14 protein-coding genes are annotated in these 15,295 nt (G+C 75.5%); 5 read left to right on the top strand and 9 right to left on the bottom strand.

Annotated features, from left to right (window positions below):
* Window positions 1-76 precede the first annotated feature (76 nt).
* Entirely contained in the window at window positions 77-1,303 is a 1,227-nt protein-coding gene (locus ACWDYF_RS11975) for a Tm-1-like ATP-binding domain-containing protein (protein WP_389465353.1), read from the bottom strand.
* A gap of 110 nt (window positions 1,304-1,413) precedes the next feature.
* On the opposite strand from ACWDYF_RS11975, the gene ACWDYF_RS11970 reads away from it, so the two are divergent.
* On the top strand, window positions 1,414-2,814 hold the full coding sequence (locus tag ACWDYF_RS11970) for an aminotransferase-like domain-containing protein (RefSeq protein ID WP_389465356.1): 1,401 nt from the start codon (window positions 1,414-1,416) through the stop codon (window positions 2,812-2,814).
* A gap of 43 nt (window positions 2,815-2,857) precedes the next feature.
* On the opposite strand, the gene ACWDYF_RS11965 is transcribed toward ACWDYF_RS11970, so the two are convergent.
* Window positions 2,858-4,855, bottom strand: coding sequence for a BTAD domain-containing putative transcriptional regulator (locus ACWDYF_RS11965; protein WP_389465359.1), 1,998 nt, complete (start codon window positions 4,853-4,855; stop codon window positions 2,858-2,860).
* Between the two features lie 209 nt (window positions 4,856-5,064).
* Between ACWDYF_RS11965 and ACWDYF_RS11960 the strand changes: the two genes are divergently transcribed.
* Together ACWDYF_RS11960 and ACWDYF_RS11955 are read left to right on the top strand one after the other, a co-directional pair.
* Window positions 5,065-5,943 carry an alpha/beta fold hydrolase gene (locus tag ACWDYF_RS11960; RefSeq protein WP_389465361.1) on the top strand — a complete coding sequence of 293 codons (879 nt, stop codon included), beginning with the start codon at window positions 5,065-5,067 and terminating at the stop codon, window positions 5,941-5,943.
* A 241-nt stretch (window positions 5,944-6,184) separates the two neighbouring features.
* The gene (locus ACWDYF_RS11955) at window positions 6,185-6,523 is read left to right on the top strand and encodes a WhiB family transcriptional regulator (RefSeq protein ID WP_018565362.1); all 339 of its coding nucleotides are present in this window, start codon (window positions 6,185-6,187) and stop codon (window positions 6,521-6,523) included.
* 84 nt (window positions 6,524-6,607) lie between these two features.
* Here ACWDYF_RS11955 and ACWDYF_RS11950 read toward each other — a convergent pair whose 3' ends face one another.
* From ACWDYF_RS11950 to ACWDYF_RS11940, 3 genes are all read right to left on the bottom strand, one after another.
* Window positions 6,608-7,450 carry a class I SAM-dependent methyltransferase gene (locus ACWDYF_RS11950; protein WP_389465713.1) on the bottom strand — a complete coding sequence of 281 codons (843 nt, stop codon included), beginning with the start codon at window positions 7,448-7,450 and terminating at the stop codon, window positions 6,608-6,610.
* Window positions 7,451-7,621: 171 nt separating this feature from the next.
* Window positions 7,622-8,323, bottom strand: coding sequence for an NAD(P)-dependent oxidoreductase (locus ACWDYF_RS11945; RefSeq protein ID WP_389465363.1), 702 nt, complete (start codon window positions 8,321-8,323; stop codon window positions 7,622-7,624).
* On the bottom strand, window positions 8,320-9,321 hold the full coding sequence (locus ACWDYF_RS11940; protein ID WP_389465366.1) for an EamA family transporter: 1,002 nt from the start codon (window positions 9,319-9,321) through the stop codon (window positions 8,320-8,322). The genes ACWDYF_RS11945 and ACWDYF_RS11940 overlap by 4 nt, the downstream gene beginning before the upstream one ends.
* 78 nt (window positions 9,322-9,399) lie before the next feature.
* Between ACWDYF_RS11940 and ACWDYF_RS11935 the strand changes: the two genes are divergently transcribed.
* Window positions 9,400-10,419 carry a LysR family transcriptional regulator gene (locus ACWDYF_RS11935; RefSeq protein WP_389465717.1) on the top strand — a complete coding sequence of 340 codons (1,020 nt, stop codon included), beginning with the start codon at window positions 9,400-9,402 and terminating at the stop codon, window positions 10,417-10,419.
* Here the strand turns inward: ACWDYF_RS11935 and ACWDYF_RS11930 are convergent.
* Together ACWDYF_RS11930 and ACWDYF_RS11925 are read right to left on the bottom strand one after the other, a co-directional pair.
* Window positions 10,348-11,340, bottom strand: a complete 993-nt coding sequence (locus tag ACWDYF_RS11930; RefSeq protein ID WP_389465369.1) for an alpha/beta hydrolase — start codon at window positions 11,338-11,340, stop codon at window positions 10,348-10,350. The genes ACWDYF_RS11935 and ACWDYF_RS11930 overlap by 72 nt on opposite strands.
* 162 nt (window positions 11,341-11,502) lie before the next feature.
* Complete coding sequence (locus ACWDYF_RS11925) at window positions 11,503-12,228, bottom strand: TetR/AcrR family transcriptional regulator (protein WP_451584276.1); 726 nt, start codon at window positions 12,226-12,228, stop codon at window positions 11,503-11,505.
* 197 nt (window positions 12,229-12,425) lie between these two features.
* Here ACWDYF_RS11925 and ACWDYF_RS11920 point away from each other — a divergent pair, with 197 nt between their 5' ends.
* A complete protein-coding gene (locus ACWDYF_RS11920) occupies window positions 12,426-13,562 on the top strand; it encodes an FAD-dependent oxidoreductase (RefSeq protein WP_389465373.1) in 1,137 nt (378 codons plus the stop codon).
* A gap of 87 nt (window positions 13,563-13,649) precedes the next feature.
* On the opposite strand, the gene ACWDYF_RS11915 is transcribed toward ACWDYF_RS11920, so the two are convergent.
* Window positions 13,650-14,789, bottom strand: a complete 1,140-nt coding sequence (locus tag ACWDYF_RS11915; RefSeq protein ID WP_389465720.1) for an RNA polymerase sigma factor — start codon at window positions 14,787-14,789, stop codon at window positions 13,650-13,652.
* A gap of 19 nt (window positions 14,790-14,808) precedes the next feature.
* Window positions 14,809-15,216: a YciI family protein gene (locus ACWDYF_RS11910; RefSeq protein ID WP_381742158.1), complete on the bottom strand. Its 408-nt coding sequence runs from the start codon at window positions 15,214-15,216 to the stop codon at window positions 14,809-14,811.
* Window positions 15,217-15,295: the final 79 nt, after the last annotated feature.

Below are 15,295 nucleotides of genomic sequence, written 5' to 3'. Positions count from 1 at the left end.
TTCCTTCGCCCGCCCCAGTGCGGGAGAAGTCGATGAATGGATATGTCTGCACAGCAGCGGCTATGCGGTACGGCGCTCAGCGCGCCGCGGTGACGAGTTCGTGCAGCCGCAGCGCCGCGCGCCGGGCGAAGCCCGGGTCGTTCAGATGCGCGTCGGCCTCGACGAGTTCGACGGACGTACCGGCCACGGCCTCGCGCAGCGCGGCGAACAGCGCCGCGTCCGCCTCCTCGTCCCGGAACGGACCGCCCTCCCGGTCGATGCCGCTCACGCCCCGCAGCGGCACGAAGACCGTCACCGGCCCCCGCGCGGCGGCCAGCTTCGCGCCGATCCGGCGCCCCAGCTCGGCGTTCTCGGCGGGCGTGGTCCGCATCAGCGTGACGGTCGGGTTGTGCACCACGAACGTACGGCCGTCGAACGCCGCCGGAACGCTCGCGCGCGGCCCGAAGTTGACCATGTCGAGGGCGCCGAGCGAGACGACCTGCGGGATCCCGGCGGCACCGGCCGCCTCCAGCCGGTGCGGTCCGGCGCTGAGCACCCCGCCGACCAGGTCGTCGGCCAGCTCCGTCGTCGTCAGGTCGAGCACCCCGGCGAACCGGCCGTCGGCGGCCAGCTTCTCCAGGGTGCGCCCGCCCGCGCCGGTGGCGTGGAAGACCAGCGCCTCGTAGCCGAGCCGGTCCAGTTCCGCCCGCGCCTCGTCGACCGCGGGCGTGGTCAGGCCGAACATCGACAGCCCCACCAGCGGACGGTGCCCCTCGGCGGCGGGCTCCGCCCGGCGCGCCGCGTACTCCCGCGCCATCGCGGCCACCGCCGCGGTCGCGTTGCCGAAGACCTGCGCGGAGAGGGAGTTGATCCCGGCGACGTCCACCACCGCGTACATCAGGGTCACGTCCACCGCGCCCACGTACGGGCCGACGTCCCCGGCGGCCATCGTGGACACCAGCAGCTTCGGCACGCCCACCGGCAGCGCCTGCACCGCGCGCGAGGCCACCGACGTGCCGCCGGACCCGCCCACCGCGAGGACGCCGTCGAGCCGCCCGGCGGCGTGCAGCTCCCGCACCACCGAGGCCGCGCCCGCCGCCATCGCCTCCATCGCCGCCCCGCGGTCGCCGGCCGCCCGCAGCGCCGCCAGATCCGTGCCCGCCGCCCGCGCCACCTCGGCCGCCGTGACGTCCGCCGCCGCGTCCGACAGCGGACCCACGTCCACCGTCACGACCGCCACCCCGTGCCGCTCCAGCCGCCGCGCGAGCCACGCGTACTCGGCACCCTTCGTGTCCAGGGTGCCGATCAGCGCCACTGTCGCCATGTCCCGTACCTCCGCTCCTCTTCGAGCCGACACCCCCATCCTGGCCGCACCGCCCGCACGTGCCGTGGTCCACTTGGAGCCAAGTGGACCAAGCCGGTGAGGAGCGGCGCATGCGCGGACGGGGCGAGGCGGAACGGGTGGCACGCCTGCTCGGCGCGTGGCGGACGGGCGCACCGGCCGCCGCCGCGCTGCGCGACGCGCTGGCCGAACTGATCGACGGCGGGCACCTGCCGTCCGGCCGCCGCATGCCGGGACAGCGGGACCTGGCCGGGGCGCTCGGCGTGGCCCGGGGCACCGTCGCGCGGGCGTACGCGGACCTCACGGCGGACGGCCGGCTGGCCGCGCGGCACGGCTCGGGCACCTACGTCCGGGGCGCGCGCGGCGGCGGCCGGCCGGGCGAGGGGCGGCTGACCTCGTTCGACGACGGGCGGCCCGTGACGGACCTGTCGTCCGGTGCGCTGCCCGGCTCCGAACTGGTCGCCGAGGTGATGCCCGAGGTGGGCCGGCTGCTGCGCCGCCACCTGCCCGACTCGGGGTACCACCCGGCCGGGCTGCCCGAGCTGCGGCAGGCGCTCGCCGCCGACTTCACCGGCCGGGGGCTGCCGACCGGCCCCGACGAGATCGTGATCACCGCCGGGTCGCAGCAGGCCGTCTGGCTGATCGCGACGGCCCTCACCGGGCCCGGCACCCGCACCCTGGTGGAGGACCCCAGCTACCGGGGCGCGCTGGAGGCGTTCGCCGGGGCGGGCGGCCGGGTCCAGGGCGTACGGTTCACCCCCACCGGGACGGACCTCGGGCTGCTCGACGGCGCCGCCGCTGCGGCCGGCGCCGCCGGACTGCTGTACGCGCAGACCGCCCTGCACAATCCGACCGGCGTGCACACCCCCGCGCCCCACCGCCGGGAACTCGCCGCGATCGCCGCGCGCCACGGCCTGCTGGTGGTCGACGACCAGTCGCAGGCCGACCTCGCCTGGCACCGCTCCGAGCCGCTGCCCGGCCTGGACAGGCTCGCCGACCCGGCCCGGCTGCTGACCGTGGGCACCCTGTCCAAGCTGTTCTGGGGCGGCATCCGGGTGGGCTGGGTCCGCGGGCCGCGCGAGATCGTCGGACGGCTGGTGGAGGTGCGCCGCGCGGTGGACCTCGGCAGCCCCGTCGCCGACCAGCTCGCCGCGCTGCTCCTGCTGCCCCGGGCCGCCGCGCAGCGGGCGGAGCGGCGCGCGTTCCTGCTGCGGCAGTACGCGGACACTGAGCAGGTGCTGCGCGCCGTCCTGCCCGGCTGGCGGTGGTGGCCCCCGGCCGGCGGCTCCGGCCTGTGGATCGACACCGGCGAGGACGCCGTCGCGCTGTCCGGCCGCGCCCTGGAACACGGCCTGCGGCTCACCCCCGGCCCGGCCTTCTCCCCGCACCACAGCCACCGCGGCCACGTCCGCCTGCCCGTCTGGCACCCCCACAGCACCCTCCTCGACGTGGCCCGCACCCTCGCGACCCTGACGGATCCGGGGGAGGTGTGACCGGCGGCGGGGGAGGGCCGTGCGGAGCGAGGCGGGGGAGGGCTCACCAGCGCCTCGGCGGTACGGCGGCCAGCAGGTCCAGGTGTTCCGTCACCGTGCCCAGGGTGATCAGGCCGCTGCCCGCGCCCGCCTGTTCGGGGGCGGCGGGTGTCAGTGCCGTCCGGGCCCGAGCCGCCGTGTCCGGGTCGCCCACCGCCGCCGCGGCCCGCGCCACCAGGCACCACATGGCCTCGTACATCAGGTCGCGCGGCGGCGACGGCACCCCGGTCAGCGCCCGCGCCGCCTCCTCGGGACGGCCCTCGCCCAGCAGGAGCAGCGGGCGCACCCACGGCGCGTAGGGCCCCCAGTCCTCGACGGGCGGGCCCTCGTACGGCAGCCCGTGCCGCAGCCGTACGCTCAGCAGCGCCAGCGGCAGCAGACCCTCCGTCAGGCCGGGCATGCCCGCATCGCGCAGCCGGGCACCGGCGGCCTCGTAGGCGGCCAGGGCCGTGTCCGGCGGGCCGGTCATGGCGGTGCGCAGCGCCCGGTACCAGGTGGTGAACACCTGCACCAGCGGCAGATCGTGCCGCTCGGCCAGCGCGTCGGCGGCGGCCGCGTGCCGGTCGGCACCGGCCAGGTCCGCCACGGCGCAGCGCGCCTGCATCCGGACGAGACGGCCGAGCACCTCGTACCGGGCCAGACCGTGCCGTGCCGCCAGCGCGACCACCTCCGCGCCGATCGCGTCCCGGCGGGCGGCGAGCCCCGCCCGCCGGAACGTCTGCATGAAGGTGCCGTTCAGCGCGAAGCACAGCAGGGCGGCGTCGCCGAGGCGGCGGGCGATCTCCTCCGCCTGCCGGGCGGCCCGCAGCGGACGCGCCGCCGCCCCGGCCGCCGGGTCGGCGGGCAGCGCGCCCCGGGACTCCACGGCGACGGTCGCCAGCAGTCGGCAGCGCGTCGCGTCCTGCCCCTCGGCGGGCAGCCGGGCGAGCGTCCGCTCGGCCGCGCCCACCAGCCACCGGGCCTGTTCCGGATCGTCGGAACGCGTCCAGACGGCCGGTACGTCGAACACGCCGATCACCCGCGCCGTCAGCTCCGGATCGCCGAGGCCCTCCGCCGCGGCCACCGCCGCCACCCGGTGCCGCCGGGCCGCCTCCAGGCCACCGCCGCCGGTCACCGCCAGGTCCCGCATCAGTCCCGCCGTGGACTCCAGCCGGGTCCGCGCCCGCGCGGCCAGCACGCTCTCGTACGCGGCGGTCGCCTCGTGCCACACGTCGTCGACGCGGGACCCGGTGCCAGGGCCGGGGCCGGGTCCTTCCAGGTGGGCGGCCTGCCGCAGGACGTCCTCCTCCAGGCGGCGCAGCCGCGGGCCCGGATCGACACCGAGCCGTTCGCGCAGCAGGGCGCGCGCCCGCCGCAGCACCGACAGCGCGTCCCCCTGCCGCCCCGACCGGTACAGCGCCAGGGCCAGCAGCCGCCAGGCGTCCTCGCGCCACGGGTGTTCGGTGACATGCGCGTCCAGGTCCGCCACGGCCGCGGCGCCCTCCCCGAGGGCGATACGGGCCTCGGCGCGGCGCTCCACGGCGTGCAGGCGCAGTTCGGTGAGCCGGGTGCGTTCCGTACGCGCCCAGCGGGCGTCGCCGACGTCCGCGTAGGCGGGACCGCGCCACCACCCCAGTGCCTCGGCGAGCCCGGCCGCCACCCGTTCGGGTCCCGCGTCGGCCAGGCCCTCCACCGCCCGGGTGAACCGCCACGCGTCCACGTCGTCCGGCGCGGCCCGCAGCGCGTAGCCGGGCCCCTCGGTGACCAGCAGCCGGGGCGGGGTCCTGGGCGGCCGGTCCGGTTCGAGGGCCCGGCGCAGATCACCGACGAAGGTGCGGACGGAGCCCACCGCGCCCGCGGGCGGCTCGTCCCACAGGTCCTCGACCAGCCGGGCCACCGGTACCACCCGCCGGTGGGCGACGACCAGCCGGGCCAGGACCGCGCGGTGCCTCGGCCCCTTGAGCGCGACCGGACCGCCGTCCTCGTCCCAGGCGGCCACGGCCCCCAGCACCCCGATCTCCACATCCGTCCCTTCGCACCCGCCGGTCCGACCAACCTACAAGCGTTCATCCGTTGCTGATCCACGGCCCGCACCCTGGTCACCGCACGACACACACCACACGACATACACCGCACGCCACCACATGCCGCATCGCCCACCGCACCACACACCACGAGACACCCCATCGCACACCACGAGACACCCCATCGCACACCACGAGGAGCAGCGCCATGGCACCCACCATCCCGGGATTCGGACTCCGGCGGATCCGTGTCGACGAGGACGTCGAGCTGAACGTCGCCGTCGGCGGCAGCGGGGCGCCGGTCGTCCTGCTGCACGGCTTCCCGCAGACCCATCTGATGTGGCGGCACGTCGCCGCCGACCTGGCGGCCGACCACACGGTGATCTGCCCCGACCTGCGCGGCTACGGCGCCAGCGACAAGCCGCGCGAGGACGGCCCGGACACCTACGCCAAGCGGACCATGGCCCGCGACACCGTACGGCTCGCACGCGCCCTGGGACACGAGCGCTTCGCCCTGGCGGGCCACGACCGCGGCGCCCTGGTGGCCTTCCGGGCCGGACTCGACCACCCGGACGCCGTCACCCACCTCGCCTGCCTGGACGTCCTGCCGACCCTGGACATGTGGGAGGCGCTGCGCGGCACGACGGCCGCCGTGGGCTTCCACCTGTATCTGATGGCCCAGCCGCCCGGACTGCCCGAGACGCTGATCGGCGCGAGCCCCGACGCGTTCTTCGCCCACTTCCTCGACCTGTGGGCGAACGACCCCGCCGCCCTGCCCGCCGACGTCCGCGCCGCCTACCTGGCCGCCTGCCGCGAGGCCGTGCCCTCCATCGTGGCCGACTACCGGGCCTCGGCCGGGATCGACGTGGAGCACGACACGGCGGACCGCGCCCGGGGCAGCCGGCTCACGATGCCGGTCTCGGTGCTCCAGCAGGACTGGGGCGCCGCACTCGGCTACGAGGCCGCCGCCCTGTGGGGTGCCTGGGCGGCGGACCTGCACCACTCCACCGTCTCCTGCGGGCACTTCATGGCCGAGGAGGCACCCGGCGACATCGCGCGGGCGCTCCGGGACCTGATGGCCCGCTGACACCACGGGGTCAGCCGTCGGCACCGCAGGATCAGCCGTCCCGGCGCCCGCCCGCGCAACGTTCGCCGTCCCGAACTTCCCTATACCCCCAGGCTTTACACGCCCGCAATCCGGGTCACCCGAAGGTGTGGAACGGAGGCGGCAGGCACTGACGGCATATGCCCAACTGCCGTACTGTCACGTGCCTGCCCGCAAACCGGGCGGAAAACCGCTGGCCATATGGGGAGAGGACGGCGCCGGGGTGGTTGGGGACAACGAGGAGTGGGGCGAGCGGGCGGCGTGCCGGACCGCGGATCCGGATGAGCTGTTCGTTGAGGGAGCCGCCCAGAACAGAGCGAAGATGGTGTGCACCGGCTGCCCCGTGCGCACCGAGTGCCTGGCGCACGCGCTCGACAACCGGATCGAACACGGTGTCTGGGGCGGCATGACGGAGCGTGAGCGGCGGGCCCTGCTCCGCCGTCGGCCCACGGTGACGTCCTGGCGGCTGCTGCTGGAGACGGCCCGCCTGGAGCACACCCGTCTGGCCACCGCCGGAGCCGACCGCCCGCGCTGGAACGAGCGCTGGGCGGAGGCAGGTTGACCCTCCGGACGGGTCCGCGCGTGTTCCGTGGGTTGTCCGCGTGCGGTGCGCGTGCGGTGCGCCGTGACCGTGTCGCCGACCGGCTCAGGCCCCCCAGACGAACACCTCGGTGTCCGGCGGGAGTTCACTGAAGCGGTCCGCGGGAGAGGCCCGGTGCAGCAGGCGGCGCAGGTCCGCCTCGAAGGCGGCCAGGTGCGGGCCGAAGAGGTGCGGGGCCGAGAAGGACATGGAGAACACCCCCGCGACGACGTCGTCCGCCGTGCGGACCAGTGGCGGAGCGCCCGGGACGACGAGCCGTCGCGGACCGCGGAAGCCAGCGCGGGCCAGGATCTCCGCCTCACCGCCGGGAGTTCCCCGCGTCAGGACGCCCCGCCCGGCCCGGCGGACCGGTCCGAGGCGCTCCCGGACCAGCTCCCCGATCGCCGCGTGGGGCACCGCCGGATGCGGCAGCCCCTCGACGGCGGCCACCCGGGCGCCCTCCGGCTTCAGGTCCGAGACATGCACCAGTGAACCGCCGGTCCGCAGCATGCCCTTGACGGTCGCCGCCACCAGCTCGCGGTCCGTCCAGTGGAAGGACTGGGCGAAGACGGCCACGTCGAACGTGCCGAGCCCGGCGGGCAGTTCCTCGGCCCGCGCCCGGACCCAGCGCGCCTTCGCTTCCAACGCCCGCTCGGCGCACACCCGTTCGGCCTCGGCGATCATCCCGCCGTCCGGATCCACCCCGACGATCTCACCGCACCAGGGGGCCAGCGCCAGGGCGACGGTACCGGGACCGCAGCCCACGTCGATCAGACGCGCCCGCCCGTCGAGCCCCAGCGCCCCGGCGAGCGTGTCGCCGAGCCCGGGGGCGTAGGGCAGTCGGCCGCGCGTGTAATGAGGAGCGCACCCCGCGAACAACGTGTCGTCCCACTCCCAGCCGTCCACCACGTCCACCACGTCGACCTCGTCCACCACGTCGACCTCGTCCACCACGTCGACCTCGTCCACCATGTCCATCACGTCGACCTCGTCCATCACGCCGACCACGCCGACCACGTCCACGAGGCCGACCACCGTCCTCGTACCGGCCGGACCCCTGAGGCCCGGCCGGTGATGATGTCATGTGCCGGGGTCGCGATGGACCGCGGTGATGTGGCGGTCGGGCCCCGGGTGCTCCAGTTCGTCGAGCACGGCGACGGCCAGGTCCTCGGCGCTGATCCAGGAGCGGCCGCCCGCGTCGGTGAGCAGGGTGTCGGTGCCGCGCCGGTAGCGTCCGGTGCGCGCACCGGGCTCCAGCGTCGCGGGCGGGCTCAGATAGACCCAGTCGGCGCCGGTGTGCGCCCGGCAGGCCCGCAGTTGGGCGACCCCGGCGGCGGCGACCGGCCGGAAGGCGGCGGGCACGTGGGCGGGGTCGTCCGCGACCCGCAGCCCCGGGGCCCCCGGACTGCGCAGCGCACCGGCGCCGCCGACCACCAGGACGCGCGCGCCGAGCGGTACGGCGGCGTCCAGCACCGTACGGGTGACACCGACCAGGAACTCCTCGTCGGCCGGTTCGGTCCGTACGCTCAGGACGACGGCGTCCACACCGCCGGGTGCGGCGGCGCCGGACAGGGCCGTACGCAGCGCGTCGGCGTCGGTGGCGTCCACGGTGACGGGAGTGGAACCGGGAACCTCGCGCGGGGGCTTCCGGGCCAGGGCGAGCACCCGGTGCCCGCGGGCGGCGGCCTCGGCGACCACCCGGCTGCCGACCATGCCGGTGCCGCCGAGCACGGCGATCGTCCTCGTACGGGAATGCGTCACAGGGGATCGTGTCGCGTTCATCGTGTCCGTCCTCCTGGGATCGGAGCGGTCTCCGGTGACCGGGGCGCGGCCGGCCGGGTGCGGGGGAGCGGGGTGCGCCGGGCCGGGGGCCGGAGCTGCGCGGCGAGCAGGGCGGCCAGCGCGAGGAGGAAGCCGAGGACCTGGAGCAGGCTCAGCGACTCGCCGAGCGCCAGCCCGACGACGGCCGCGACCAGCGGGGACAGCAGCACCAGCGGCGCGGACGCGCCGACCGGGAGCCGGCCTATCCCGCGGAACCACAGCGTGTACGCGATCAGCCCGCCCATGCTGCCGAGCCACAGGTAGCCTCCGGCCGCCGCGGCGCCGAGGTGCCGGGGTACGCCCTCGACCGTGAGGGTGAGCGGGAGCAGCAGCAGACCGCCGGCCGTCAGCTGCCAGCCCGCCAGCGCCAGTGGGCCGACCCCTTCCGGGCGGCCCCAGCGCTTGGTGAGGACGACCCCGGCCGCCATGGTGGCCGTGCCGCCGAGCCCGGCCACCACCCCGACCGTGTCCAGACCGGCCTGCGGGCCGAGCACGACGAGGCCGATCCCGATCACGCCGATCACCCCCCAGGCCAGCCGCCAGGCGGTGGGGCGGTCGCGGAGCACCGCGGCGGCCAGCGCGGCGACCAGCAGCGGCTGCGCGGCGCCGAGCGTGGCGGCGACCCCGCCGGGCAGCCGCTCGGCGGCCAGGAACAGCAGCGGGAAGAAGGCGCCGATGTTGAGCACGCCGAGCACGGCGGCCTTCCCCCACCAGGCGCCGCGCGGCAGCACCCGGGTGAGCGCCAGCGCGAGCAGCCCGGCGGGCAGGGCGCGCATCAGCCCGGCGAACAGCGGATGTCCGGGCGGCAGCAGCTCCGTGGTCACGGCGTACGTCGTGCCCCAGGACGCGGGGGCCAGCGCGGTCAGCGCGAGGGTCGTCGCGGTCCGCCGCGCGGTGGAGGCGGGTGACGGACCGGGGGACCACCTGGCCGGGGAGGGCGAGAGGTGCGAGGCATGCATGGAGGGAGTCTCGGCCGTCTCCCGCCATGCTTCCAAAGCATGGTTGTCATCACAGTCATGAACAAGGACGATGGATGGGTGGATCTCCAGCAGATGCGGTACGTCGTCGCCGTGGCCGAGACGCGCAACTTCACCCGGGCCGCCGAGCGCTGCTCGGTGGTGCAGTCGTCCCTGAGCCACCGCATCGCCGGGCTGGAACGGGAGCTGGGCGTACGGCTGTTCGCCCGTTCCAGCCGCCGGGTCGAGCTGACCGGGGCCGGTGCGGCCTTCCTGGCCGCCGCGCGCGAGTGCCTGGCCGCCGCCGACCGCGCGGTGGCCGACGCCGCCGCCGCGACCGGAGCGGTGCGCGGGCGGCTCGCGGTCGGCGTGATCGTGACGACGGCCGCCGTGGACGTACCCGAACTGCTCCAGCGCTATCGCGCCCGGCACCCGGACGTCCAGGTCGTCCTGCGGTCCGGGCGCAGCGACGAACTGGTGGCCGCGATCCGCGACGGCGACCTGGACATCGCCTTCCTGGGGCTGCCGGAGGGACAGGAGCCGTCCGGTGTGGAGAGCATCGTCCTCGACCACGACGAGCATGTGCTGGTGGTTCCCGCCGGGCACCGGCTGGCGGACGCGGCCCGGGTCGCCCTGCGCGACCTCGCCGGGGAGACGTTCGTGGACTTCGCGGCCGGGACGCCCGGCCGGGCCCAGTCCGACCAGGCGTTCGCCGCCGCCGGACTGGGCCGCGAGGTCGCCTACGAGGCCGGGGCCGTCGAACTGATCACCGGGCTGATCGCGCGCGGGCTCGGCGTCGGCCTGCTGCCCTCGGCGTACATCCGCCCGGTGGCCGCGGCCGACCCGGCCCTCGCGCTGGTCCCGGTGACCGACGGGCCGCGCCGGATCGAGTGCCTGGCCTGGAGCCGGTTCAACCCCGGCCCGGCCACCCGCGCGATGCTCGCCGTCCTCGGCGTGCCCGGAGCCAGGACGGCGCCGGGGCCGGACCAGGACCTGTCCGGCCGGGGCCACGGGAGCGGTGGAAACACCTCAGCCCCTCGGCCCCGCGAGTGTGTCCAGGGCGTCCGCGACCGGGGTGGGGTCCAGCGGGCCGACGTGTGACGCGCCGGGGAAGTCGTGCACGCGGAACCTGTTGCCGGGTGTGGACGCGTCGGCCTCCGCGATCATTCTGTCCTGGAGCGCGGTGGCGATCGTACGGTCCTCGCCGAACCGCAGATATGTGCGGGGAATACGTCCCCAGGTGCCGGGCCGGCCGACCGCCCGGCCCGCGTAGGCGGCGACGGGCTCGTCGGTCTGCATGCCCGCCAGGATCCGGCGGAAGTCGGCGTCGGGGTAGTCCGCGCAGATCATCTCCTTCAGGAGGGCCAGCTCACCGCTGACACCGGTACGGAAGTTCAGCCGCAGCACCCCGAGCCGGTCCGGGTCACCCACCGTCAGCTCCACCGGGCTGACGGCGTTCGCGTTCTCCGGTGCCGCCGTGCAGGCGTCCGCCGTGGGCATGACGCGGCTGGGGCAGAAGGCCGCCATGTAGCAGATGTGGTGCAGCAGATGCGGGACGGCTTCGCCGACCCGGCTGACCGACACGCCGCCCAGGCTGTGCCCGACCAGCACCACCGGGCCGCTGCGTGCGGCCCGCCGCACGATGCCCGTGACGCGCGCCTCGTAGTCGTCCAGCCCGAGGCCCTTCAGCGGGGAGGGCTCGACCGCCATCGCCGCGAGGTCCTGCCGCTGGTACGACTCCGCCACGAAAGCCTCCGCGCCGTGCCGCGGCTGGTCCACCATGACGACGCGGTGGCCGCGCAGCACCAGTTCCCGCGCGATCGGCATCCAGAACGCGCCCGCGCTGTGGGTACCGTGCACCAGCACGTACGTCACGGGCCCGCGACGCGTGGCCGCCGCGGCCGACGAGGTTCCGAGCCCGGCGGCCAGCGCCGTGCCTCCCGCCACGAGTCCCAGCCCACACAGTGCCGCCCGCCGGGTGGCGCCTTTTCGTTCCTTGTTCGTGTCATCCGTCATGAACACCACGCTATGGACGGCCCGTTCGGCCCACCAACGGTCCAGCACCCCCATGGGGGTGTACCGAGAACCACCCCGCCGTGCGGCCCACAGGGTCCGGCCCGCGCGCCGTGCACGACCGGATCACCCGGATCACCCGGATCACCCGGACCAACCGGGCGGGGCGGCTCAGGGGGATCCGGCGGGCCTCGGCGGAACCGGCGGCGCGGGCGGAAGCGGTGGCTCGGGTGGGGCCGGTCGCTGGGGCGGGGCCGGTGGCGCGGGCGGCGCCGGTGGGCTCACGCGGGTTCCGTGCCCGTCGCCGGTGCCGTCGCCGTACCGTGAGCGCCAGCCGTGGACCAGCAGGTCGAACACGGTCTCCACGGTGGCGCGCGCGTCGTGCCTGCCCGCGGTCAGGGCCGGGATCTCCAGGACGAACCGGGCCAGCGCCGAGCAGGCGAGATCGTCCGGCTCCCGGCCGAGTTCCCCGGCGATCGCGGCGCCGAGGGTACCGGCGTGCCGCATCCACATGCGTTCCGCGTACTCGCGCAGCGCGGGGGTCTGCTCCACCAGCGCCGTGAACCGCTCGTGCCGCGGATCCGCGGAGACCGCCACCCAGGACTCCAGCGCGTGCGCCCGCAGCGCCTCGACCACGTCCTGGCCCGCGGGCCGGTCGCGGACGGCGGCGGCGAGCCGCGCCTCGTTGTCCGCGTCGCGGTCGAAGACCAGCGCCTCCTTGCTCGGGAAGTGCGCGAAGAGGGTCGTCGTCGACACATCGGCGCGGTCCGCGACGTCGCGGACGCTCACCTGGTCGAAGCCGTGCTCCGTGAAGAGCTCCAGGGCGGCGTCGGCGATGGCCTGCCGGGTCGCGGCCTTCTTGCGCTCGCGGCGGCCGACGGTCGGGGAGTCGGGCATGCCCGCACTCTACCCGAAGCCTGGAACAGGGCCGTTTCCGCATCGACACCGGCACTGAAGTGAGCCAGTAAGTGAAGCGAAGCAAAAACTTGAACAGTTGCAGTTTCTGACTCATTTCTGCTTTGGTGGTTCATACGGCGCACCGCCGGGCGCCGCCGCGCCCGCCGACCCGCCGACCCGCCGACGAGAGGAACCCCATGAACCCCACACCCGCACAGGCGCGGATCAGCGTCATAGGCGCCGGTCCGGGCGGCCTCACCTGCGCACGCGTCCTGCAACGGCACGGCATCGAGGTGACGGTCCACGACCGGGACCGGGACGCGGACTCCCGTGACCAGGGCGGCTCGCTCGACCTGCACGAGGACGACGGCCAGCTCGCCCTGCGCGAGGCGGGCCTGCTGGAGGAGTTCTTCGCGCTCGCCCGCTTCGAGAGCCAGGAGATGCGCGGTCTTGACCCTTCGGGGCGCCTCCTCGCCCACCATCTGCCGCGGGAGGGCGAGACGGCCACACCCGAGATCGACCGCGGGCAACTGCGCGGTCTCCTGCTGCGCTCACTGGCCCCCGGGACCGTCCGGTGGGGCCGCACCCTCGCCTCGGTGGACGGCCCAGCCGCCGGACCGCGCACCCTGACCTTCACGGACGGCACCACCTGCGAGGCGGACCTGGTGATCGGCGCGGACGGCGCCCGCTCCCGCGTCCGCGCCGCCCTGTCGCCCGCGACACCCCGCTACACCGGGGTCAGCTTCCTGGAGGCGTGGTTCGACGACGTGGAGCGCGCCCACCCCGAGATCGCCGCGCTGGTCGGTCTGGGCAGCGCCCATGCCGCCGACGGCGAGCGCGGGCTGTTCGCGCAGCGCGGCAGCGGCGGCCATCTGCGCGTCTACATCATGCAGCGGGTCCCGGCGGACTGGATCACGGCGAACGGACTGCGTCCGCGGGACACCGAGGGCATCCGCGCCCATCTGCTGGACACGTACGCGTCCTGGTCACCGCAGCTCCTGCGGCTGATCACCGACAACGACGGCCCCTACGTCGACCGTCCGCTGTACGCCCTCCCGGTGCCGCACACCTGGGAGCACACCCCCGGCGTGACGCTGCTGGGCGATGCCGCTCACCTCATGCCGCCGCTCGGCGTCGGCGTCAACCTCGCCATGCTCGACGCCGCCGAACTGGCCCTCGCCCTCGCCGGTTCGGCCACCGTCGACGACGCCGTACGCCGCTACGAGGAGACGATGCTGCCGCGCTCGGCCGAGATCGCCCGGACGCTGGAAGGCGGCGCCGAAGGGCTGCTGGCCACGGCCGACGCCGACGCGGACGGATCCCTCCGGCATTGACCCGTTGGCACTGTCCCGTCCGGCACTGACCCCTCCGGCACTGTCCTGTCCGGCACCGACCTCTTTGGCACCGACCCGATGTTCCTGTCACCCGCGGGAGTTGAGTCGGGCGGCCTGGCGGGTCAGGTGATCGCGTTCGGCCAGGCTGGACGCCTTGCCCGCGGCCTCCGCGTACAGCCGTGCCGCCGTCGCCGGGTCGCCGTCGCGCTCGTGGAGGTACGCGGCCGCCGCCGTGTGCCGGGGGAGCGAGTCGTCCAGCGCGGCGAGCGCGGCGAGACCGGCGCGCGGCCCGTCCGCCTCCCCGACCGCGACCGCCCGGTTGAGCCGGACGACCGGGCTCCCGGTCAGCCGCACCAGTTCGTCGTACCACTCGACGATCTGCACCCAGTCGGTCTCCTGGGCGGTGGGCGCGTCGGCGTGCAGCGCGGCGACGGCGGCCTGTGCCTGGTACTCGCCCAACTGGTCGCGGGCGAGCGCCCCCTGGAGGATCGCCACGCCCTCGGCGATCGCCCTGGTGTCCCACCGGCCGCGGTCCTGCTCGGCGAGCGGCACGAGCGAGCCGTCGGGCGCGGTCCGGGCGGCGCGCCGGGCGTGGTGGAGCAGCATCAGGGCGAGCAGCCCCGCCACCTCGGGGTGGTCGATCGCAGCGGCGAGCTGCCGGGTGAGCCGGATGGCCTCCGCGGCGAGGTCGACATCGCCCGAGTAGCCCTCGTTGAAGACCAGATAGAGGACGCGCAGCACGGTGGCGACATCGCCGGGCCGGTCGAACTTCACCGTCGAGACGGTGCGCTTGGCCCGGCTGATGCGCTGCGCCATGGTCGCCTCGGGCACCAGGTACGCCCGCGCGATCTGCCGGGTGGTCAGGCCGCCGACGGCGCGCAGGGTGAGCGCGACCGCCGACGACGGGGTCAGCGACGGGTGGGCGCACAGGAAGTACAGGCGGAGCGTGTCGTCCGCGTCGGGCACGGGCCCGGCCGCCGGTTCCTCCTCGACGCGGTCCTCCCGCGCGCGGCGGGCGGTGTCGGCCCGCCGCGCGTCGAGGAAGCGCCGCCAGGCCACCGTGACCAGCCAGCCCCTGGGATCCCGGGGCGGCTCGTCCGGCCAGACGCGCAGGGCCTCCAGCAGCGCGTCCTGCACGGCGTCCTCGGCCGCGGCGAAGCCGGCTCCGCGGCGGACGAGGATCCCGAGCACATAGGGAGTGAGCCCGCGCAGCAGGGCCTCGTCCATCGGCGCGGTCACGTCCGGGTCACTCCGTGACGGTGGGCGGGGCGGACAGGAACGGGCGCAGCTCCAGCCACTCGTGGAGCGGCTCGCCGTCCTTGCCGGGGGCGGCCGACAGCTCCCCGGCCAGTTCGAGCGCGCGTTCGTGGCTGTCGACGTCGATCACCATCCAGCCGGCGATGAGGTCCTTGGTCTCGGCGAACGGGCCGTCGGTGACCGGCGGCCGCCCCGCACCGTCGTACCGCACCCAGGTGCCCTCGGGCGCGAGCGCCTGCGCGTCCACGAACTCCCCCGTCTCCTCCAGCCGGGCCGCGAAGTCGTGCATGTACTTCATGTGTGCCGAGATCTCCTCCTGCGTCCACCGGTCCATCGGCACGTCGTTCGCACAGGCCGGTGCGCCGCGGTAGTGCTTGAGCAGCAGGTACTTGGCCATCGTGTCTCTCCTCGGTCCTGGTGCGCCCCATTGTGGCCGCCTCCACCCCGGGGACGGAGCGGGCCACGGCATCTCGACA

Source organism: Streptomyces sp. NPDC003284, from assembly GCF_053589675.1.
This window is presented reverse-complemented; position numbering and strand designations above follow the sequence as displayed.

Bases quoted from the DNA above. Each gene is read 5' to 3' on its own strand.
- ACWDYF_RS11915 (WP_389465720.1), bottom strand. From the start codon at position 14,789: ATGGACGAGGCCCTGCTGCGCGGGCTCACTCCCTATGTGCTCGGGATC.
- ACWDYF_RS11925 (WP_451584276.1), bottom strand. From the start codon at position 12,228: ATGCCCGACTCCCCGACCGTCGGCCGCCGCGAGCGCAAGAAGGCCGCG.
- ACWDYF_RS11945 (WP_389465363.1), bottom strand. From the start codon at position 8,323: ATGAACGCGACACGATCCCCTGTGACGCATTCCCGTACGAGGACGATC.
- ACWDYF_RS11970 (WP_389465356.1), top strand. From the start codon at position 1,414: ATGCGCGGACGGGGCGAGGCGGAACGGGTGGCACGCCTGCTCGGCGCG.
- ACWDYF_RS11940 (WP_389465366.1), bottom strand. From the start codon at position 9,321: ATGCATGCCTCGCACCTCTCGCCCTCCCCGGCCAGGTGGTCCCCCGGT.
- ACWDYF_RS11910 (WP_381742158.1), bottom strand. From the start codon at position 15,216: ATGGCCAAGTACCTGCTGCTCAAGCACTACCGCGGCGCACCGGCCTGT.
- ACWDYF_RS11975 (WP_389465353.1), bottom strand. From the start codon at position 1,303: ATGGCGACAGTGGCGCTGATCGGCACCCTGGACACGAAGGGTGCCGAG.
- ACWDYF_RS11960 (WP_389465361.1), top strand. From the start codon at position 5,065: ATGGCACCCACCATCCCGGGATTCGGACTCCGGCGGATCCGTGTCGAC.
- ACWDYF_RS11920 (WP_389465373.1), top strand. From the start codon at position 12,426: ATGAACCCCACACCCGCACAGGCGCGGATCAGCGTCATAGGCGCCGGT.